Source organism: Flintibacter sp. (assembly GCF_046973065.1).
In genome coordinates this window covers 1-19,579 of record NZ_JBKVXZ010000065.1, presented here as the reverse complement: position 1 = coordinate 19,579, position 19,579 = coordinate 1, and the positions used below count along the sequence as shown (strand labels likewise).

General features: G+C 59.0%; 18 protein-coding genes. 10 read left to right on the top strand and 8 right to left on the bottom strand.

Translation table 11 applies throughout. The features are described 5' to 3' along the window. The 5 genes from ACLTXB_RS16555 to ACLTXB_RS16535 form a co-directional block, all read right to left on the bottom strand. Nucleotides 1-470: phosphoribosylformylglycinamidine cyclo-ligase (locus ACLTXB_RS16555; RefSeq protein WP_428227734.1), on the bottom strand; the 470-nt coding region annotated here is incomplete at its 3' end. 15 nt (nucleotides 471-485) lie between these two features. Then, a complete protein-coding gene (locus tag ACLTXB_RS16550; protein ID WP_428227733.1) occupies nucleotides 486-1,910 on the bottom strand; it encodes an amidophosphoribosyltransferase in 1,425 nt (474 codons plus the stop codon). A 33-nt stretch (nucleotides 1,911-1,943) separates the two neighbouring features. Beyond that, nucleotides 1,944-2,654, bottom strand: a complete 711-nt coding sequence (purC, locus tag ACLTXB_RS16545; RefSeq protein ID WP_428227732.1) for a phosphoribosylaminoimidazolesuccinocarboxamide synthase — start codon at nucleotides 2,652-2,654, stop codon at nucleotides 1,944-1,946. Nucleotides 2,655-2,733: 79 nt separating this feature from the next. Continuing rightward, nucleotides 2,734-3,228, bottom strand: a complete 495-nt coding sequence (gene purE / locus ACLTXB_RS16540) for a 5-(carboxyamino)imidazole ribonucleotide mutase (protein ID WP_008981891.1) — start codon at nucleotides 3,226-3,228, stop codon at nucleotides 2,734-2,736. A 340-nt stretch (nucleotides 3,229-3,568) separates the two neighbouring features. Further along, entirely contained in the window at nucleotides 3,569-4,660 is a 1,092-nt protein-coding gene (locus ACLTXB_RS16535; RefSeq protein ID WP_428227731.1) for a glycosyltransferase family protein, read from the bottom strand. 166 nt (nucleotides 4,661-4,826) lie between these two features. Between ACLTXB_RS16535 and ACLTXB_RS16530 the strand changes: the two genes are divergently transcribed. After that, nucleotides 4,827-5,384, top strand: a complete 558-nt coding sequence (locus ACLTXB_RS16530) for a phosphatase PAP2 family protein (RefSeq protein ID WP_428227730.1) — start codon at nucleotides 4,827-4,829, stop codon at nucleotides 5,382-5,384. 51 nt (nucleotides 5,385-5,435) lie between these two features. Here ACLTXB_RS16530 and ACLTXB_RS16525 read toward each other — a convergent pair whose 3' ends face one another. Further along, nucleotides 5,436-8,237: an S-layer homology domain-containing protein gene (locus ACLTXB_RS16525; protein ID WP_428227729.1), complete on the bottom strand. Its 2,802-nt coding sequence runs from the start codon at nucleotides 8,235-8,237 to the stop codon at nucleotides 5,436-5,438. A 267-nt stretch (nucleotides 8,238-8,504) separates the two neighbouring features. Here ACLTXB_RS16525 and murJ point away from each other — a divergent pair, with 267 nt between their 5' ends. The 9 genes from murJ to ACLTXB_RS16480 all read left to right on the top strand — a co-directional run bounded on the left by murJ (nucleotide 8,505) and on the right by ACLTXB_RS16480 (nucleotide 18,637). Next, nucleotides 8,505-10,070 carry a murein biosynthesis integral membrane protein MurJ gene (murJ, locus tag ACLTXB_RS16520; protein ID WP_428227728.1) on the top strand — a complete coding sequence of 522 codons (1,566 nt, stop codon included), beginning with the start codon at nucleotides 8,505-8,507 and terminating at the stop codon, nucleotides 10,068-10,070. A gap of 7 nt (nucleotides 10,071-10,077) precedes the next feature. Then, entirely contained in the window at nucleotides 10,078-11,526 is a 1,449-nt protein-coding gene (locus ACLTXB_RS16515) for an O-antigen ligase family protein (RefSeq protein ID WP_428227727.1), read from the top strand. Then, entirely contained in the window at nucleotides 11,523-12,662 is a 1,140-nt protein-coding gene (locus ACLTXB_RS16510) for a glycosyltransferase family 4 protein (RefSeq protein ID WP_428227726.1), read from the top strand. Before ACLTXB_RS16515 ends, ACLTXB_RS16510 begins: the two co-directional genes overlap by 4 nt. Beyond that, nucleotides 12,643-13,146 carry a DUF4330 domain-containing protein gene (locus ACLTXB_RS16505; RefSeq protein ID WP_110440285.1) on the top strand — a complete coding sequence of 168 codons (504 nt, stop codon included), beginning with the start codon at nucleotides 12,643-12,645 and terminating at the stop codon, nucleotides 13,144-13,146. Before ACLTXB_RS16510 ends, ACLTXB_RS16505 begins: the two co-directional genes overlap by 20 nt. Next, a complete protein-coding gene (locus ACLTXB_RS16500; protein ID WP_008981899.1) occupies nucleotides 13,143-13,655 on the top strand; it encodes a DUF4330 domain-containing protein in 513 nt (170 codons plus the stop codon). The genes ACLTXB_RS16505 and ACLTXB_RS16500 overlap by 4 nt, the downstream gene beginning before the upstream one ends. 22 nt (nucleotides 13,656-13,677) lie before the next feature. Continuing rightward, nucleotides 13,678-15,891 (top strand): polysaccharide pyruvyl transferase CsaB, encoded by a 2,214-nt coding sequence (gene csaB / locus ACLTXB_RS16495; RefSeq protein WP_428227725.1) that lies wholly within the window; start codon nucleotides 13,678-13,680, stop codon nucleotides 15,889-15,891. 135 nt (nucleotides 15,892-16,026) lie between these two features. Further along, on the top strand, nucleotides 16,027-16,992 hold the full coding sequence (locus tag ACLTXB_RS16490) for a metal ABC transporter substrate-binding protein (RefSeq protein ID WP_428227724.1): 966 nt from the start codon (nucleotides 16,027-16,029) through the stop codon (nucleotides 16,990-16,992). After that, nucleotides 16,989-17,792, top strand: coding sequence for a metal ABC transporter ATP-binding protein (locus tag ACLTXB_RS16485; protein WP_428227723.1), 804 nt, complete (start codon nucleotides 16,989-16,991; stop codon nucleotides 17,790-17,792). The genes ACLTXB_RS16490 and ACLTXB_RS16485 overlap by 4 nt, the downstream gene beginning before the upstream one ends. Beyond that, nucleotides 17,792-18,637 carry a metal ABC transporter permease gene (locus ACLTXB_RS16480; RefSeq protein WP_020989953.1) on the top strand — a complete coding sequence of 282 codons (846 nt, stop codon included), beginning with the start codon at nucleotides 17,792-17,794 and terminating at the stop codon, nucleotides 18,635-18,637. Before ACLTXB_RS16485 ends, ACLTXB_RS16480 begins: the two co-directional genes overlap by 1 nt. A gap of 46 nt (nucleotides 18,638-18,683) precedes the next feature. Here ACLTXB_RS16480 and ACLTXB_RS16475 read toward each other — a convergent pair whose 3' ends face one another. Next, complete coding sequence (locus ACLTXB_RS16475; RefSeq protein ID WP_008981904.1) at nucleotides 18,684-19,100, bottom strand: hypothetical protein; 417 nt, start codon at nucleotides 19,098-19,100, stop codon at nucleotides 18,684-18,686. A gap of 168 nt (nucleotides 19,101-19,268) precedes the next feature. Continuing rightward, a partial coding sequence (locus tag ACLTXB_RS16470; RefSeq protein ID WP_428227722.1) for a hypothetical protein occupies nucleotides 19,269-19,579 on the bottom strand: 311 nt, incomplete at its 5' end.

The following is a 19,579-nucleotide window of genomic DNA, read 5'->3' as shown; positions in this document are numbered from 1 at the left end:
ACATCGTAGTCCTCATCGGGCATGAGGCCGGGGTGCTCGGCGGTCTCACCGCCCACCAGGGCGCACTCAGACTGGCGGCAGCCCTCGGTGATGCCGGTGACGATCTCAGCGATGCGCACGGGGTCGTTCTTGCCGCAGGCGATGTAGTCCAGGAAGAACAGGGGAGCGGCGCCGCCGCAGATGATATCGTTGACGCACATGGCCACGCAGTCGATGCCGATGGTGTCGTGCTTGTTCATCAGCTGGGCCAGGCGCAGCTTGGTGCCCACGCCGTCGGTGCCGGAGACCAGCACCGGCTTTTTCATCCCGGCCATATCGGGGGCAAACATGCCGCCGAAGCCGCCCAGAGTGCCCAGCACGCCGGGAATGTAGGTGGATTCCACCATGGGCTTGATGCGCTCCACCGACTCGTAGCCGGCGGTAACATCCACGCCGGCAGCGGCGTAGGACTCAGAATGAGAATTTTTCATACGAGAAAACCTCCGTTAACCTTTTCCGTTCCAGCAGTAGGTGCACACCTTATCCCGGTCGAGGCCGATGGCCTCCAGCAGGCCCTCCAGGGACTGGTAGCCCAGGGAGGTGAAGCCGAACTTCTCGCAGATGGTCTTCAGCATGCACTGACCGCGCTGGGTGGTGCCGTCGGCGTACTCCTCCAGGTGCTGCTGTCCCTCGTCGCCCTCCAGCTCCTGGATGGTGCGGCGGGCCAGCAGGTCCATGTCGGAATTGCCGCGGGAGAAGTTGAGGTATTTGCAGCTGTACATGATGGGGGGGCAGGCGGAACGCATGTGGACCTCTTCCGCGCCGGACTCATAGAGGAATTCCACCGTCTCCCGCAGCTGGGTGCCCCGGACGATGGAGTCGTCCACGAACAGCAACTTCTTGCCCTCGATGAGCTCGGGCACGGGGATCTGCTTCATCTTGGCCACCTGGTTGCGCACCTCCTGATTGGCAGGCATGAAGGAGCGGGGCCAGGTGGGAGTGTATTTTACGAAGGGACGGGCAAAGGGCTTGCCGCTGCGGTTGGCAAAGCCGATGGCGTGGGGCAGACCGGAGTCGGGCACGCCAGCCACATAGTCTACCTTGGGCAGCGCGCCACGGGACACCTCGTCCCGGGCCATGATCTCACCGTTGCGGTAGCGCATGACCTCCACGTTGATGCCCTGATAGTTGGAGTTGGGGTAGCCATAGTAGGTCCACAGGAAGGCGCAGATCTTCATCTCCTCGCCGGCGGGGGAGAGGGTCTCACACTCGTCGGCGGTGATACGCACGATCTCACGGGGACCCAGCTCGTAGGCGTCCTGGTAGCCCAGCTTGTGGTAAGCGAAGGACTCAAAGGAGACGCAGTGTGCCCCCTCCTTCTTGCCCACCAGCACGGGCAGACGGCCCAGCCGGTCACGGGCGGCGATGATCTCGCCCTTCTCCGTCAGAATGAGCAGGGTGAGAGAGCCCTGGATCTCCTCCTGAGCGTGGAGAATACCGCTGACCAGATCATCCTTCTGGTTGATAAGGGCGGCGGCCAGCTCGGTGGCGTTGACCTTGCCCGAACTCATGGCCATGAACTGGTGGCCGTGGTCGGAGAAATAGCGCTGGATCAGCTCCTCCGAGTTGTTGATGATACCCACCGTAGTGATGGCGTACAGCCCCAGGTGGGACCGCACCAGCAGGGGCTGGGGGTCCGTGTCACTGATACAGCCGATGCCGCAGTTGCCGTGGAACTCGCTCAGGTCCTTCTCGAACTTGGTGCGGAAAGGGGTATTTTCAATGGAGTGGATCTGGCGTTGAAATCCGTCCTGCTCGTCGTAGATCAGCATGCCGCCCCGGCGGGTGCCCAGGTGAGAGTGGTAGTCCACTCCGAAGAAGATATCCAGGGTCACGTCCTGGTGCGCCACCGCGCCAAAAAAGCCTCCCATGTTAGTGCCTCCCTAAGTTAGTCTTGATCAATCTTACTTACCCAGCAGACGGCGGGCCATCTCCTGATAGGCACCCTCCACGTTGCCCAGATCCCGGCGGAAGCGGTCCTTATCCAGCTTCTCTCCGGTCTTGGAGTCCCAGAAACGGCAGGTGTCGGGGCTGATCTCGTCGGCCAGGACGATGGTGCCGTCGGCGGTCTTGCCGAACTCCAGCTTGAAGTCGACCAGGGTGACGCCGCACTCGGCCAGGGTCTTCTTCAGGAAGTCGTTGACCTGGAAGGCATACTTCTTGATGAGGTCGATCTCGTCCCAGGTGGCCAGCTTCAGAGCGACCGCGTGGTAATCGTTGATGAGGGGATCGTGAAGATCATCGTTCTTATAGGAGAACTCGATGGTGGGCTCGTCAAACACGATGCCCTCCTTCACGCCGTAGTTGCTGGCAAAGTGGCCGGCAGAGATATTGCGGACGATGACCTCCAGGGGGACAATGGAGACCTTCTTCACCGCGGTCTCACGTTCGCTGAGCTCCTCCACAAAGTGGGTGGGCACGCCGGCCTTCTCCAGCTGCTGCATGAGGTAGTTGGTCATCTGGTTGTTGATGGCCCCCTTGCCGGTGATGGTGCCCTTCTTGGCGCCGTCAAAGGCGGTGGCGTCGTCCTTGTAGGAGACGATAACAACACTGGGGTCCTCGGTGGAATAGACCTTCTTGGCCTTGCCCTCGTACAGCTGCTCCAGTTTGTTCATAATGAAATCCTTCCTTCCTGATGTTGTTTCAAACGATATGTTGAAAAGTGGATCTTGCAAATGGGCGGGAACGCGGGGGTCAGGCCAGCTCGGCCTGAAGCTTCTGCTCCTTCTGAGCGATCTGATCGGCCATCTTCTCCCGGGCGGCGTCCAGCTTGGCGGCCAGCTCGTCATCCGAGACAGCCAGAATCTGGGCGGCCAGCACGGCAGCATTTTTCGCGCCGTTGATGGCCACGGTGGCCACAGGGATACCGCTGGGCATCTGGACGGTAGCCAGCAGGGCGTCCAGTCCGTCCATGGCGCCGCCCTTCATGGGGATGCCGATGACGGGAAGAGTGGAGTTGCCCGCGAAGGCGCCGGCCAGGTGGGCGGCCATGCCCGCGGCACAGATCAGCACGCCAAAGCCATTGGCCCGGGCGGACCGGGCAAATTCCGCGGCGGCGGCAGGGGTGCGGTGGGCGCTGAGAATGTGGGCTTCAAAGGGAATGCCGAACTCCTCCAACTGAGTACAGGCACCCTTTACTACCGGCCAGTCGCTATCCGAGCCCATGATCACAGCCACTTTTTTGCTCATAGATGCTCTCTCCTTTCAGATGGTCCGATCCAAACGCCATAAGGTTTCTTGTTTTTGGAAAAGAAAAAAGTCAGGCCATCTGCGCGCACAGACAGCCTGATCATCTCTTATGCTTTTGGATATTTGGACAGATTGGGACCGTGGAAAATACAATCCAGGTGAAAAACGGAATGGAAAAATCCGCAAACCATGGAAGAACCTCCTTGTCCCATCAATTAGAGTTCCATTTTATCGAATCCTTGGAGAATTTGCAAGAGGCCCTGGGAAATTCGTAGGCTTGTACAAGGAAGACGGGGAAAAGTCAGGGGGGAGTTGTACAGGGGTGGAGAGCGGACAGGGGTTACAGCAGTCCGGACACGCTTAAAATATGGGAGACCTCGCCGGCGCGCACAGACCAGGCGCCTGCAGCGCCGTGGGAACGACGGCGGGGAGCGGTCCAGGAGGGGATTTCCTCCAGAGCGTGCTGGCAGGCGGTAAGAAATTCCTGAGGGGAGTGGGCGGCGTAGATCACGTCGGGATAGGGTTCCACCTGATCGGGCCAGACCATGGTGACAATAGGCAGCCCGGTAGACAGATACTCATAGATTCGAGTGGGGATCACGTCGCAGTCGGGCTGATCGTCCCGGAGGAAATTGAGCAGTACCTGACACTGTGCCAGATGTTCCGGTACCTCCATCAGGGGACAGGAGGGGCGCAGTACCACGTTGGGCAGACGGGAAAGCCGGCGCAGGAAGGGGTTGTGCTCTCGCCGGCCTAAGAGCAGAAACGTCCAGTCGGGCCGGGCCTGGGCGGCGTAGAGCAGGGGGGACAGGTCCAAATCATAGTGGATGGTGCCTGCATAGCCCAGCACAGGACCATGGAAGGGGGAGCTGGGGCGTACCCGGTCGGGGGCGGTGGCCTTGGCAAAGAGCGGGTAGGTCCCGCCGTTGGGAAGCAGGGCGATGTTGCTGCTGCAGGGGGACAGGCGGTCCATTAGGTCGGAAGAGGCGGCAAACACCACATCGGCCGCGCCGGCCAGCGCGCCCTCCCAGGCCAGAGGCAGATCGTCCCACTCCCGGTCGCAGTCGTAAACCAGCCCGTCGTAGTCCAGTCGGTCCAGCAGGTGGACGTGCTCCGGGCAGGTGGTCCACAAGAGAGGGGAGGAGAACCGGGCGCGGGCGGCCTTGGCGGCAATGAAGCGGCTGAGCTTCCGCTGCCCCAGGCGGAAGAAATGGCCAAAGCGCTCGTCCATGGGGAGCAGAAGGGGAGGAAGCGTATAGACGGTGATATTCTGTTTGACCTGCCGGCCTTTGGCGTGGAAACTGGGGTCGTTCCAGCGGGCGGCAGGGGAAAAATATAGGATCTGGGTGTCCTTGAGCCGGGAGAGTAGCTGCTGAGTCCGGCCGGGGGAGGCACTCCAGGGTTCATTGGAGAGGCAGATGATTTGCTTCAACGGGACAGACCTCCTGTAAACAGGGCTCCACCGCCCTTGCGCAGCGGAGAAAAAGCGGGTATAATACCATAACTGCCTGCCGATTCCGCACAAGGGGAACGGGCAGGGACAAGACCATTATATCGGGCCTGAGAGGGCCGGTCAAGGACGGATAGGAGGAAAAAATATGCCGCTGGCGATACAGGGAATAGACGAGGCGGTGCTGCTGTGGATCCAGGAGGCGGTGCGGCAGGCGTGGCTGGACCCGGTGGTCAAGGCCTTTACCACGCTGGGCAACGCGGGGATATTGTGGATTGTGCTTTCTGTGGCCATGCTGTTCTGGCGTCCCACCCGGAAGGCGGGACTGCTGGCGGGCTGTGCGCTCATCTTCAGTCTGCTGTTTACCAACCTGGGGCTGAAGCTGATCTTTACCCGGCCAAGACCCTATACGGTGGTGGAGGGTCTGATCCCTCTGCTCACCTCCGGCGACCCCAACTCCTTCCCCTCTGGGCACACCTGCGCCGCCTTTTCGGCGGGGCTGGTGTGGGCCAGGACCCTTCCCAAACCCTGGATGCGCCGCACGGCGGTGATTCAGGCGGTGCTGATGGGGCTCTCCCGGCTGTATGTGGGGGTGCATTACCCCAGCGATGTGCTGGGCGGCGCCCTGGTGGGTACAGTGTGCGCTATGCTGGCACTGTATATTGGGCGGCTCTGGCAGAGACGGCAGGAGCATAACCTTCAATAATATGAAATGGACCCGCTGCATGCTGCAGCGGGTCCATTTTTATGCGTTCAGTCAGGTCACAGTAAGATAGTCAGCGGAGACATAGCCGGTGACGGCCTGGCCGGAGCCGTTGGAGAAGAGAACCTGATACCAGCCGTCCGTGCTGTCGTCCAGAATGACCACTCTGCGTCCATAGGTGAGGCTGGAGATGATGGAGTAAGTGGTGCCGGGACCGGAGCGCACATTCAGGCTGGGTTCGGCGGTCACTTGACCCACCTGCTCCGCGCTTTCACAGGTGAACACGGCGCTGGCGGAGAGGGAGCCCAGCGTGGCGGTAATGGTGACCTGGGCGGTGCCGCTGCCGGTGTACACATTGGTCACGGTGCCATCGGAAGAGACGGCGGCGATGGTAGGATCACTGGAGCGCCAGGAGACCGTTCCCTGAGCACCGGTGAGCACGGCCTGGATCTGGAGAGATTGGGCCGAGGCCAGTTGGGACTGGGTGGGATCCAGGGTGAGGGTGGCGTCCGGATCTACGGTGGGCTGCTCGGGCTGCTCCGTCTCATCATAGGTGAGCAGGCGGTACAGCAGAGCGGCCATTTCCGCACGGGTCAGATTGCCACGGGGATTGATGGTATCGCCAGCGCCGCTGGCCACGCCCTGAGAGACCAGGGCGGCCATGTGGGGTTTGGCGTAGTCAGCAATCAGATCCTTGTCGGAGAACTGATCCAGTACGCTCAGATCAGGGGTGGGGGAGGTGATGCCCAGCAGAGGCATGGCCTGGTGCAGAATGGTGAAGGCCTGCTCACGGGTGACCAAGGTCTTGGGACCAAACTCCGTGGCGGAGATGCCGGAGACCAGACCGTTGGCGCTGGCCCAGGCAATGGCGGTGGCATAGTAATCTGTGGAGGCTACATCAGTGAAATTGGTGGGCTGTCCGGTTACGGCGGGACGGTCCAGAGCGCTGTAAAGCATCAGAACAAAGTCGCCCCGGGAGATGGAGTAATCCCGGCCAAACTCAGTGGGGGAAATGCCGCTGACGATGCCGTGCTCATAGCAATACTCCACCGCGGTGTAGGACCAGTGGTCAGGGGTGACGTCGGTGTGGACATTGCTCAGAGAGACCGAGATGTTCTTGGTGACGCCGCCCGCTTTGACGGTGATAGTGCCGCTGTTGCTGGTGCCGTTGGCGGTAAACAGGCCGTCCTTGGTGATGGTGCCCACGCCGCCGCTTACCGACCAGGTCACGCTGGCGGCAGAGCCGCTGCGCAGGGCGTCACGGGACCAGTAGGTTCCGGTGGCGGAGAGCTGTACCGAGTCGCCTGCCTTCATGGACAGGGAGGTCAGGGAGCTGGAACTGCCCGCCTTGGTGACGTTGAGCTGGGACAGGGCGGTGACCACGTGGATCTGGGCGGTGCCGTAGAGGCCCAGAGAGGGGGAGTAGATCTCAATGGTGTCGGTGCCGCCCTTGGCACCGGCGGTATAGACCGAGCCGTTAAAGGAGCCCAGACCATTCTTCGAGGTGAACTGTGCGTCGGAGACCCGGGAATTGACGGTTTTGACTCCGTCATTGATGGAGACCACGTCGCCCAAGGTGACACTGGAGCCGGCCAGTACCACCAGGCCGTCCTCCTTCAAAGCCAGCCGGGTGGCAGGTCCGGTGCCGGGGTCGTCGGTGACCAGAAGGATAAAGGTGGCGCAGCTGCGGGGGTATCCGCCGGAGGGGGAGTTTTGAACGTCCACGCTGTCCGAGCCGGGCAGACGGGCGCTGAGGATGGAGGAGCCGCCGCCGTCCAGGTTGACCGCCCACTGGCAGCCCTGCTGAAGCAGCTCGTCGGCCAGATCCTTTTCACTCAGACCGCCGGAGTAGCCGGACTGACGGCCGTCTACCTCGTACAGCACCAGAGTGCCGTCTGCCTTGACGCCCAGGGCGGTGCGGGGGTTGCGGCCATCCTTGCCGTAGACCCACTGGGAGCTGTCGGTAATGGAGCCGTTGCGTACGATGATGTCGCCCGCGCCGCTGGCCCACTGGGCATTGGAGAGGACCGAGTCAGAGCAGGAGGTGGTCAGGGTGACCCGGTCGCCCACATGGTAGCTGGCAAAGACCTCATAAAAGCCCGACTCATAGGCTGCGGTGAGAATGTAGTTATCTTCTCCGATGGGGACAGCGTCGGAGGTCTCAAAGACGTCGACCACTTCCAGGGTCAGGGTGCTGTTGACAGTAAGGTCGGTGCTTTTGCCGTTGTCAACTACTTTAAAACGGACCATACGGCCGCCGGCCGCATTGGTCTGGGTGGAGATAGTGGAAAAATCTTCATTATAAAGGTAGAGACCGCCGGAGGAGTTACGCCACTTATTAAAATGGGTCAGCTCCACGGTGCTGTTGTCCCTCTGGTTGGTGAGGGTGATGTATACCTGGGGAGAGACAGACAGGGAGACCTGTCCGTTGACGGTGGCCACGGCGTTGTTGCCCTCGGGGCTGGATTTGTAGATGCCGTCCTCAATGGAGATGCCAAGAGGAACGCCGCCGTTTCCGAAAAAGTCACTGTTGATGCCGCCGATGACGTTATAGCCCATACTTTCCGCGTAGCTGATGGCCTTGTTAATGGTGGCCGCGCCGTAGGCTGTGCCCGAGGACTGGACCATGATGGGGTAGACATCGCTGTCGGGGCTGAGCTGGAAGGAGTAACTCTCCACCCGCCCGGCGGAGGAATGCTGGGTTATGGTGTTGACATAAGTCAGACCATCGGTGAGGGTCTGAGAGGAGGTCAGCCAACGGGTCCCAGCCGAGGCATAGGCGGTTGGAAGGGCGAGCGCTGCGGCCAGAAGCACTGCCGCAGCTCGTTTTGACAGAGATTGGACTGCGTGTTTCATGGGAACTCCTTTGCTGTAATAATAATGTGGATAGGGCCGAAAGGCGCCTGTGAAAAGGCGAACATAATACATTATAGCAGGAAAGCTCCTGGGATTCAATGGGAGAAACCAGGCAAAAAAACCTCGGAATGGGAGAAACAACCAAGAGGAAGTTATGAACAAGCCGTGAATCCGGCGCAAGAACAGTTGAAAAAGAAAAAACCTTGGTGTAGAATAAAGCGATTATTTCCATGGTATGGACTGCGGTCCGGGAAAGGAGAGGAAAGCTTGGCAAAAAACAACGAAAATGCTACAAAAACCATCAGTATGGTTATGGCGATCACCTTGCTGGGCAAGGTGCTGGGATTATACCGGGATCATCTGATGGCGGTGCACTACGGAACCACCGGGATGGAGGCCAAGGCGTTTTATATCGCCAGCCGTATTCCCCGGGTCTTTTTTGACGTGGTGTTTGCCTCCGCGATTGCGGCCTGCTTTATTCCCGTGTTCAGCGAGTACCTGACCAAGAAAGGGAAGAAAGAGGCCTTTCGTTTTGGCGGCAACTTCCTGTCGGTGATGGCGCTGCTTACCGCTGTGCTCACCGTGCTGGGTATGGTATTTGCCCAGCCACTGGTCACTTTGTTTGCCGACGGTTACGATGCCGAGACTGCGGCCCTGGCCGCATCCCTCACCCGGGCCATGTTCCCCACGGTGCTGTTTACCGGAGTAGCCTTCTCCTTTGTGGGTATTTTGCAGTCCATGGACCGCTTCAATATCCCGGCCCTCATCAGCACTGTGTCCAATTTGGTCATCATCGGCTACTTCTTTTTCCTGGATGACCGGTTCGGCGTATACGGACTGGCGGCGGCCTATCTGGTGGGCTGGCTTCTCCAGGCTCTCATCCAGGTGCCCACGCTGCGGCGGCTGGACTTTCATTACCACCCGGACTTCTCCTTCCGCTCGGAGGGGATGCGAAAAGCCTTCTCTCTGATGGGACCGGTGATGATCTCCACCTGGGTGCAGCCCATCAACCTGACCATTAACACCAAGTTCGGCTCCCACCTCTACGATGGAGCGGGCGTGTCGGCCATGGAATACTCCACCAACCTGTATCTGGTGGTGGCGGGCGTGTTTATCCTCTCCATCACCAACGTGATCTTCCCCAAGCTCTCCCGGCTGACGGCGGAGCACCAGGAGGATGCGTTCCGGGACACCATCCGTCAGACGGTGCACAGCAGTCTGTTTTTCGTCATGCCCATGGCGGCGGGAATGATGACTCTGGCCCGGCCCATGGTCTCCTTCCTCTACGGAGGCGGAGCCTTTGACGAATTCTCGGTGAATATCACCTCCCAGGCTCTGGTGTGGGTGTCCCTGGGCATGGTGGGCTACGGCCTGCAGAATATTCTCAGCCGGGCCTATTTTGCCCAGCAGAACGGACGCACCCCCCTGATTGCCGGCGGGATCTCCATTCTGGCCAATGTTGTGGGCTGTATGCTGCTCACCGAGCCTTTGGGCGTGGCCGGTCTGGCCATCTCCTCCTCGATCTCTTCCACTCTGTACGCTCTGCTGCTGCTGATCCCCCTGCAAAAACAGGGCGGCGGCGTGTTCAATGCCGGCTTTGGCAGGGATGCAGGCAAGATGCTGGTGTCCACGGTGGGCATGGCTGCGGTGGTGCCTGCGGTGCGGTACGGCCTGGAGAACCTGCTGCCCCAGGGAAAGGTAGGGGAGCTGGTGCTGCTGGGAATCTGCGCCCTGGTCGGCGTGGCGGTGTATTTCCTGTTGGCTACCCTGACCGGACTGGATGAAGCGAATATGGTCCGGGATATGGTGAAACGAGTGCGGAAACGAGGTTAAAGAACATATGGAACAAATGCGAACCATAATACAAGCCAGCGTGCTTTATCGTGTGCTGGCGGCGATTTGCCTGTGGTTCAGCGGTCAGTGGCAGCGAAGCGGCGTGATCCAGTGGTTCATCCACCCGCCCCTGGCCCTGGAACAGGCGGAGTCAAAAAGCAGTGTCTTTTACCGTCTGTGGGATAAGATCCACCAGTTTTTGAATTGGCTTTGGCGGATGCTGTGCCTGGAGAAGCTATTTGCAGGAAGTATTTTTCTGAAAAGCTGGCTGTGGTGCGGCGCGGCAGTGGTTTTGGCCCCCATTTTGCCTACCATGGCGGTGTTGGGGCTGGCGATGGTGGGCAGCTTCTCCGTGCTGCTCAACCTGATGCGGGACCGGCAGCGGGACCTGTTCTATGTCCCCATGAACCGCTATATCTGGCTGTATGCCGGCATCTATCTGGTAGGAACCTTCTTCTCGGTGAATCTGAAAGGAAGCCTGCTGGGCGGCATGCTCACCGTGGCCTTTGTGCTGTTTACCATTATGCTGGAAAACGCTGTCACCACCCGGCGGCAGCTGGATGTGCTTATCGCCATGATGGTGCTGGCCGGAACGGTGGTAGCCCTGTACGGTATCTTCCAATATCTGTTCGGCTGGGGCTATCAGTCCACGGCTTGGGTGGACGCCGACATGTTTGGCGACAGCTTCCGGGTGCCCTCCACCCTGGAGAACCCCAACATGCTGGGCCAGTACCTGATCCTGGCCATCCCTCTGGGCGGTGCGGGCCTGCTGTCCGCCAAGGACTGGGCACAGCGGGTGTGGTACTTCATCTGCTGCGGCATCATGTGCGTATGTATGCTGCTTACCCTGTCCCGGGGCGCCTGGCTGGGCCTGCTGTTTGCCGGCTTCCTCTTTGTCCTGTTTTTGCAGCCCCGGTTGCTGCTGCTGGCCCCCATTGCCCTGGTGGCCCTGTACTTTGTACTGCCGGATACCATTATCAACCGCTTCTCCAGCATCGGTGATTTGGGAGACAGTTCCACCTCGTACCGCGTGTACATTTGGATCGGCACCCTGGCCATGCTGAAGGACTACTGGCTGTGCGGCATCGGCCCAGGGGATGCGGCCTTCAATCTGGTCTATCCGAAATACAGTTACAGCGGGATTGTGGCTCCCCACGCCCACAACCTGTATCTGCAGATCGTGTGTGACGCGGGTATTGTTGCACTAATAATCTTTGTGCTGCTGCTCTACCGCTTTTTCCGGGATATGTGCGCCTCGTTCTGCCGGGAGAAGGACTGGTTTACCCGCCTGCACATCGTAGCGGTGGGGGCCGGCATCGCCGGCTTCCTGGTCCAGGCCATGACCGATTACTCCTTCTATAATTACCGGGTCATGTTCCTGTTCTGGGCCTATCTTGGGGTGGGAGCGCTGATTTCCCGGCGCATGTCCCTGCCGGAAGGAGGAAAAACAGCATGATTCGCGTGTTGAACATCATCAGTGATACCAACATCGGCGGAGCGGGACGGGTGATTCTCAACTATCTGCGCTTTGCAGACAAGAGCAAGTTTGAGACCTTGGCGGCCATCCCCCGGGGAAGCCTGCTGAAGGAGCCTTTGGAGCAGGCGGGCGCCAAGGTGGTGGAAGTGGACGGCATGGCCGACCGCTCCTACCATAAGGACGACGTGAAAGTGCTCCAGAAGGTGATCCGGTCGGTGAAGCCCGACCTGGTCCACACCCACGGCGCCCTGTCCGGACGGATTGCGGCCAAGCGCTGCCATGTGCCCGTCATTTACAGCCGCCATTCTGCCTTCCCGGTACCGGCCAAGCTGCGCCGTCCCCCGGGCCGCTGGGTGAACAAGCTGGTTAACGAGCACTACGCTGACCGCATCATTGCCGTCAGCCCTGCCACGGCGGAGAACCTCACCGACGGGGGTATCTCCAAGAAAAAGATTACCCTGGTCATGAATGGAGTGGCTGCGGTGGAGGAGACCTCTCCGGCCCAGCGTGCCGCCCTGCGGGAAGAGCTGAACATCCCGGAGGGGACCGTAGTCTTTGGTATCCTGGCACGGATCGAGGACTACAAGGGGCATCTGTACCTGGTCTATGCTGCCAAGCAGCTCAAGGACCGGGGATATCAGAACTTCCGTGTCCTGGTGGCCGGTACCGGCGCCTTTGAAGAAGAGGTGCGCCGGGCGGTAGTGGAGATGGGCGTGGACGACGTGGTGCAGATGCTGGGTTTCCGCTCCGATGTGAAGGAGCTGCTCAATATTCTGGACGTACAGCTCAACGCCTCCTATGGTACCGAGGCCACCTCTATGGCCCTGCTGGAGGGAATGAGCCTGGGTCTGCCCTCCGTTGCCAGCGACTACGGCGGCAACCCCTGGGTCATCCAGGACGGAGAGAACGGCCTGCTCTTCCCCACCAAGGACAGCCAGGCTCTGGCCGACGCCATGGCCCGGATGATCGACCAGCCCCAGCTGCGGGAGAAGCTGAGCCGGGGCGCAAAAAAGATCTATCAGTCTCAGTTTACCGGCGAGATCTTTGCCAAAAAAGTGGAACAGGTCTATTTGGAGACCTTGAAAGGAGTATCCCATGGAACAAAACGCGCATAAGTTTCGCATTCGGCTGAACTTGTTTGACGCCATTGTGCTTATTGTTGTGCTGCTGGCCGGCGCTGCCTTTGCCTGGCTGAGCCTGCGCAGTGGTGACAGCAGCGGCACCGCCGCTACCTCCCAGACGGTCCGTTATACTGTGGTTTTCCAGAAGATGGCCAAGGGTGACAGCCAGCTCATCCAGGCTGGGGACAAGCTGGAGGATGCCGTGAAAAATTACAGCATCGGCACCGTGGTGTCGGTGGAGACCAAGCCCGCTGTGACTCAGATCCTCGATCAGGAGGAGCGCTGCTATGTGGATGCGGAGCTGGCGGGCTATGAAGATGTATACGTGACGGTGGAGAGTGCCTGCACCGACAACGGAGAGACGCTGTTGCTGGGCGGCGGCTATGATTTCCGGGTGGGCCAGACTGCCTATGTCCGGGGACCGGGCTACATGGGCAGCGGACCTGTGACTGCCATTGAGAGGGGGAATGAGGGATGAAGATCATTGACCGGAACGGACGCCTGTTTGGCAAAATCAGTGTGATCGACGTGATCGTCATCCTGGCGGTCATTGTTATGGCCGCAGCCATCTATGTTAAGACCCACAAGCCTCAGACCGGCAGCAATGTGGCGACCACCACCATTGTGTATCAGATGTCGGTGGAAAACCAGCCGGAGTACATGCTGGACGCCATCCAGGTGGGCGATCAGATCTATGATAAAGAGCGCAGCACCGGCGGCTCTCTGGGTACCATCACCGACATTCAGGTCAGCGACGGTACCTATGAGGCCAAGCTGGATGACGGCACCTATGAGATCGTGCCCGCTCAGGGCCGCTACAACCTGCTGCTCACCATTGAAGGCCAGGGCCTGATCGACGAGAACGGGAACTACCTGCTCAACCGGGTGTATAACCTGGGAGTCAATTCCAGCCGGGAGTTCAACAACAAATACGGCCTCTTCCTGGGCCGCATTGTCAGCATTGAAGCGGCCCAGCCGGAGGGCTGAGGCCGGGAAGGAGTAACTGCCCATGAAGATTTTCATGGCGACCATGGGGCTGGATATCGGCGGAGCCGAGACCCATATCGTGGAGCTGTCCAAGGAACTGAAGGCCAGAGGACATGAGGTGGTGATCGCCTCCAACGGGGGAGTGTATGTCCCGGAGGTGACTGCCGCGGGGATCCGGCACTACAGCGTGCCCATGAACCGGCGCAGTGTGAAGAACATGATGCGCTCCCGCGCTCTGCTTAAGGACATCCTGCGCAAGGAGAAGCCGGATATCGTCCATGCCCATGCCCGCATCCCCGCCTTTTTGTGCGGTACCCTGCAGGGCAGTTTGAGGTTTCCCTTTGTCACATCCTGCCACGGCGTCTTTGAGGTCAGCGGCGTGCTCAAGCTGCTGTCCAACTGGGGCGAACGTACCCTGGCAGTGAGCGAAGACATCCGGAACTATCTGGTGCGGGAGTATGGTGTGCCGGCCGAGCACATTACCCTCACCATCAACGGGATCGATACCAATAAATTCTCTCCGGATGTATCCGGGGAAGCGGTGCGGAAGGAGTTTGACCTGGGGGACGGCGTGGTGATCGGCCACGTCAGCCGACTGGATCAGGCGGCCTGCCACACGGCCCGGCAGCTCATTGAGCTGGCTCCCAAGCTGGATGGAGCCTACCCCGGCATCCACATCCTGATTACCGGCGGCGGCGACAGCTTTGAGCAGCTCAAGGAGCGCGCGGAGCAAGTAAACCAGGACCTGGGCCGCACCTGTGTGGTGCTCACCGGTCCCCGTACCGACGTCAACGCCATTGCCGCCGCCTGCCAGGTGTTTGTGGGTGTGTCCCGCTCGGCTTTGGAGGCCATGGCGGAGGAAAAGCCGGTGGTCCTGTCCGGTGCTCAGGGGCATACCGGACTCTTCTGTCCGGAGCTGCTGCAGAAGGCCATTGATACCAACTTCTGCTGCCGCACAGACCCAGTGGCCGACGAGGAGACGCTATACTGGGCTGTGACCCAGGCGCTGGACCTTCCAGAGGAGGAGAAGCAGCGGTTGGGTGCCTATGGTCGTCAGACAGTGCAGACCTACTATTCGGTACAGCGCATGGCCCAGGATTGCCTGGATGTGTACGAGCAGGTGCGGCGGCGCAAGTACCGGGTAGTCATGAGCGGATACTACGGCTTTTCCAATGCCGGTGACGACGCCATCCTTCAGTCCATCCACGAGGGAATCCTGGCGGCCAGCAAGGATATTTCGGTGACGGTACTCTCCAACGATCCCCAGCTCACCTGGAACCTGTGCGGCCTGGAGGCCGTGCCTAGGTTCCGCTTTTGGAAGGTGCTGGGCGCGCTGCGCAGCTGCGACGCCCTGCTCTCCGGCGGCGGGAGCCTGCTGCAGGACCGCACTTCCACCCGATCTCTGATGTACTACCTGTCCATCATCCGTGGGGCGGAGCTCTTTGGCAAGCCGGTGATGCTCTACGCCAACGGCATCGGTCCCGTGCGTAAGCCGGAAAACCGCCGCCGGGTAAAGCGGGCGGTGGAGCGGGCGGCTCTGGTCACTCTGCGGGACCGCAGCTCCGCCAACGAGCTGCGGGAGATGGGGGTAAAGCGCCCCGACCTCTATGTCACCGCCGACCCGGTATTTAACCTGCCTCCTGCACCTCGGGAGCGGGGAGAGGAGCTGCTGCGCTCTGCACAGCTGCCCGAGAATACTCCCTTTGCTGCCATCTCGGTGCGCAACTGGCCTGGAACCGGGGATTTCCCCAAACAATTGGCCGGTCTGTGCGACCATCTGCGGCGGACCTATGGAATGGAAATTTTGTTCCTGCTGATGCAGCCCGGCCACGACCGGGCCACTACCAATCAGGTGCGGGAGCTGATGAAGGAGCCCTCCTATCTGCTGGATACCGCCTGTACGCCGCGGGAACTGATGGCGGTGCTGGGCCGGGCCAAGCTGTGTGTTGCCATGCGGCTGCACACCCTGATCTTCGCCGCCCGTATGGCGGTGCCCTGCATTGGACTGGTCTATGACCCCAAGGTGGAGAGCTATCTTCAGGAGCTGGACATGCCCTCGGCAGGCCATGTGGAGCACTTTGATCTTCAGCAGGCGGTGGCCTGCGCCGATGAGATGATGGCCCACTACCAGGAAAATCTGGACCGGCTTCAAGAGAAGTCTCAGGCTCTGGCCAAGGCGGCCCTTCATAATGAAGAACTGCTGCTGGAGCTGCTGGAGAAGAAAACAAAGAAGTAAATCAAAGGTTCAACAGGCCGGTCCCGGAATGGGACCGGCCTGTTTGCTGCGGGGAAATTTTATTTACAAATTTCCAAGAAGAAGCTATACTATGCACGTTGGGAAAGAAGCAGACCATAGAAAGGAATGCAATATATGAAGAAACGAGCCATTTTGGCCCTTGGTTTAGCCACCGCCCTTCTGCTGACCGCCTGCGGCAGCAGCAAAGAGGGACAGGAGAGTCAGTCGGAAGCCCGGCTGACGGTGGTGGCCACCACCTATCCGGTCTATCTGCTGGCCAGCGCCGTGGCGGAGAACGTAGATGGCGTTGTGGTGGAGCGGCTGAACACCGGCGAGGTGAGCTGTCTGCACGACTACACGCTGACGGTGAGCGACATGAAGCTCATTGAAAGTGCCGATGTCATCGCCATGAACGGAGCGGGGCTGGAGGACTTTATGGATGACGCCCTCAGCCAGGCTCAGGGAGCTGTGATCGACTGCTCCCAGGGAGTTCAGATGCTGGAGATGGTGGGCCATGACCACCACGACGGGGACGAGGAAGATGGGGAGCACTATGACCCCCATATCTGGATGGACCCGGAAAATGCCATGATTATGGCGGAAAACATCCAGAAAGGCCTGTCCCAGGCAGATCCGGACCATGCGCAGACCTACTCTGATAATCTAACAGAGGCTCTGGCGCTGCTGAACAGTTGGGACAGCAACCTCCAGGAGATGATCCAAGAGGCAGAGCAGGAGGGTAGCGTCACGATTTCTGGCCTCATTACCTTCCACGACGGCTTCCAGTATTTTGCCAAGGCCCTTGACCTGCCTCTTCTGGCCGCCATTGAAGAGGAGGAAGGCAGCGAGGCCAGCGCTCAGGTCATCAATGAGACGGTCTCTCTGGTGAAAGAAAATAATATTCCTATCATCTTTACCGAAATCAATGGCTCTGATGCCACTGCCCAGGCCATTGCCCGGGAGACCGGGTGTCAGGTGAGCCAGCTCACTATGCTGATGGATGGCCCCAACGATGGGAAGCTGAGCAACTATCTGGACGGACTGTCCTCAAATGTAAAGACGATCGTCAACGGCTTTGCCGGGGAAGAGGTCATTGGATGAGAAAGATCAAGCATGGAAAAATGGCGGGTGGCTGCTCTGACGCCTGCTGTTTGAAGCTGGAGGGGCTCAACGTCCGTCTGGAGGGAGAGGAGATCCTGGAGGATGTATCCTTCCACCTCCACTGCGGTGAGATTGCCGCCCTGATCGGCCCCAACGGTGCGGGCAAGTCTACTCTGTTCCGCAGTATCCTGGGTCAATTGCCCTACGGGGGGAATATTACCTTCTCCCCGGCAGGTGGGCCTGCCATCCGCCTGGCGGACGGTACCGTGACTGGAGGCAACCGGCCTTTGATCGGCTATGTGCCTCAGTCCCCCAGCTTTGACCGGGGCGACCCGGTAAGTGTACTGGACTTTTTCACCGCCGCCACGGCACGCTGGCCGGTTTGGCTGCCTATCCCGGAAAAATACCGGGAGCGGTGCCGCAGCAGTTTGGCGCGGGTCCACGGGGAAGATCTGCTGGACCGGGCCATGGGGGCTCTGTCGGGCGGACAGCTTCAGCGTGTGCTGTTGGCTCTGGCTCTGGAACCGGTGCCCCATATTCTTATTCTGGATGAGCCCCTGTCCGGTGTGGACATTGAAGGGGAGCACCAACTGCTGGAGATGCTGGATGAGCTGCGCACCAAGTACGACCTGTCCATCCTTTTGTCCACCCATGACTTTGCCACCCTGGGGCAGTTTGCCGATAAGGTGATCCTGCTCAATAAAAAGGTGCTCAAATCTGGGCCTCCGGAGGAAATCCTCTCCTCCCCAGAGTTTTATGAGACGTTCCACCTGCGGGTGGGGAAGGGAGGGGAGAATTGATGGAGCTTTGGTATTCCCTCGTAGAGCTGCTGCCCTTTGACTGGGCCCAAAGCGGCGGGATGTACTTTATGAAAAACGCCCTGCTGGCGGTGCTGGTCATTTCTCCGCTCTTCGGTATCCTCTCCACTATGGTGGTACACAGCCGCATGTCCTTCTTTTCGGATGCCCTGGGCCACTCTGCCTTTACCGGAATGGCTATCGGCGCCATCTGTGGTTTTAACGAGCCTACTTGGGCGGCCGTAGCCTTTGCGGTGGTGTTTGCCCTGCTCTTTAACTGGGTGCGCCGCCGTTCTGCCCTGGCCAGCGATACTGTGATCGGAGTATTTTCCTCTACCGCCGTCGCTCTGGGTATCTTTATCTCTACCCTGGGCGGGCGCTCCTTTACCAAATTCAACGCCCTGCTCATCGGCGATATTCTTTCGGTAGAGCCGGCCAAGATCGGCTTGCTGGCGGTCATTCTAGTGCTGATTATCGTCCTCTGGGCGGTATCCTTTAACCAGCTGATGCTCTCTGCGGTCCATCCTGCCCTGGCAGACAGCCGGGGAGTAAAGGTATTTTGGCAGGAGACTATCTTCTCGGCAGCTATTGCAGTAGTGGTGACTGTCTCCATGACCTGGGTAGGCCTTATGGTCATTAACGCCCTGATTGTCCTGCCTGCCGCAGCGGCCCGGAACATCGCCAAGAATATGACGCAGTATCATCTCTTTTCCTTGTTGGGAGCGGTGGTTGCCGGGATCGCGGGACTGATGACGTCCTATTATATTGATACCTCCGCCGGTGCGGCCATTACCCTGTATTTGGCTGTCTGGTTCATGATTACCTTCCTGTTTCGCAAGAAGACATAAAAAAGCCTGTGCGCGATTAAGCGCACAGGCTTTTTGCTGCCTGGATTTAAGGGATATCAATATCCACTAAGATGTTATCTGTGCCATGTTCTTCAAATTCGCTGATATAGGCGTCAATGCGGCTGGCAAGCTCATCGTAGTTGCTCTCATCGATGGGAGCATCATCCATATCCCGACGGGCCAGATCCTCCGCTAAAATATCAAAGAAGACATTGTTTTCATATTCCATAATGGCTTCATGGATTCCGCCCTCCACAAAGGCCTGAGAAGGGACGATCTCACCATGGTAGATCTCAGCTAGAGCGGGCATACCCTCCATCAGAGCTTTTCCAAATACAAGGCTCTCCACTTCATCGTAGTCAGCAAAACGCTGTTCACCCCGAGTGGAGTTCAAAATCCAGTTCCCGATATACACCAGGTCCAGCAGCCTGCGAAACTGCTTGTTGTTCAATTCCAGGTTCATTGCGCGGCCTCCTTTCCCAGAACCGAAGCAAGTAGGATACCTATATTATAGTCTATGGCGACAGCTTGTCAAATGGAGAACGCAAAATAGGGGTTCTATAACGGTGGAAAATTTTTTTGAAAAAAGTCGAAGAAAGGGTTGACAAATGGAGGAAGCAGTGGTACCCTATCAAAGCTGTCCGCGAGACAGTGGTTTCCAAGTCAAAAGCGGGCTTGAATGAGAGAACAAAAACCACCTGACGGTGCGAAAAAAGTTCTTGACAAGCAAACTGAGATATGGTAAACTAATCGAGTCGCCTGTGAGGGTGACGAAACAAGGAGAAGCCTGCCGGGCTGACCTTAAGAGCTGAAAAAAGTTTGAAAAAACTTTAAAAAAGCTCTTGACAAGGTCGAAATGGTGTGGTAAAATAACTCCTGCCGCTGCTAAGCGGTGTGTACCTTGTAAATTAAACAACGTGACAAACACGAAGCACCAAATTG

Coding starts and splice junctions, on each gene's coding strand:
- ACLTXB_RS16500 (WP_008981899.1), top strand. CDS start 13,143: ATGAAGATCATTGACCGGAACGGACGCCTGTTTGGCAAAATCAGTGTG.
- ACLTXB_RS16505 (WP_110440285.1), top strand. CDS start 12,643: ATGGAACAAAACGCGCATAAGTTTCGCATTCGGCTGAACTTGTTTGAC.
- ACLTXB_RS16530 (WP_428227730.1), top strand. CDS start 4,827: ATGCCGCTGGCGATACAGGGAATAGACGAGGCGGTGCTGCTGTGGATC.
- ACLTXB_RS16480 (WP_020989953.1), top strand. CDS start 17,792: ATGGAGCTTTGGTATTCCCTCGTAGAGCTGCTGCCCTTTGACTGGGCC.
- purC (WP_428227732.1), bottom strand. CDS start 2,654: ATGAACAAACTGGAGCAGCTGTACGAGGGCAAGGCCAAGAAGGTCTAT.
- ACLTXB_RS16525 (WP_428227729.1), bottom strand. CDS start 8,237: ATGAAACACGCAGTCCAATCTCTGTCAAAACGAGCTGCGGCAGTGCTT.
- ACLTXB_RS16475 (WP_008981904.1), bottom strand. CDS start 19,100: ATGAACCTGGAATTGAACAACAAGCAGTTTCGCAGGCTGCTGGACCTG.
- ACLTXB_RS16485 (WP_428227723.1), top strand. CDS start 16,989: ATGAGAAAGATCAAGCATGGAAAAATGGCGGGTGGCTGCTCTGACGCC.
- purE (WP_008981891.1), bottom strand. CDS start 3,228: ATGAGCAAAAAAGTGGCTGTGATCATGGGCTCGGATAGCGACTGGCCG.
- ACLTXB_RS16550 (WP_428227733.1), bottom strand. CDS start 1,910: ATGGGAGGCTTTTTTGGCGCGGTGGCGCACCAGGACGTGACCCTGGAT.
- ACLTXB_RS16515 (WP_428227727.1), top strand. CDS start 10,078: ATGGAACAAATGCGAACCATAATACAAGCCAGCGTGCTTTATCGTGTG.
- csaB (WP_428227725.1), top strand. CDS start 13,678: ATGAAGATTTTCATGGCGACCATGGGGCTGGATATCGGCGGAGCCGAG.
- ACLTXB_RS16490 (WP_428227724.1), top strand. CDS start 16,027: ATGAAGAAACGAGCCATTTTGGCCCTTGGTTTAGCCACCGCCCTTCTG.
- ACLTXB_RS16510 (WP_428227726.1), top strand. CDS start 11,523: ATGATTCGCGTGTTGAACATCATCAGTGATACCAACATCGGCGGAGCG.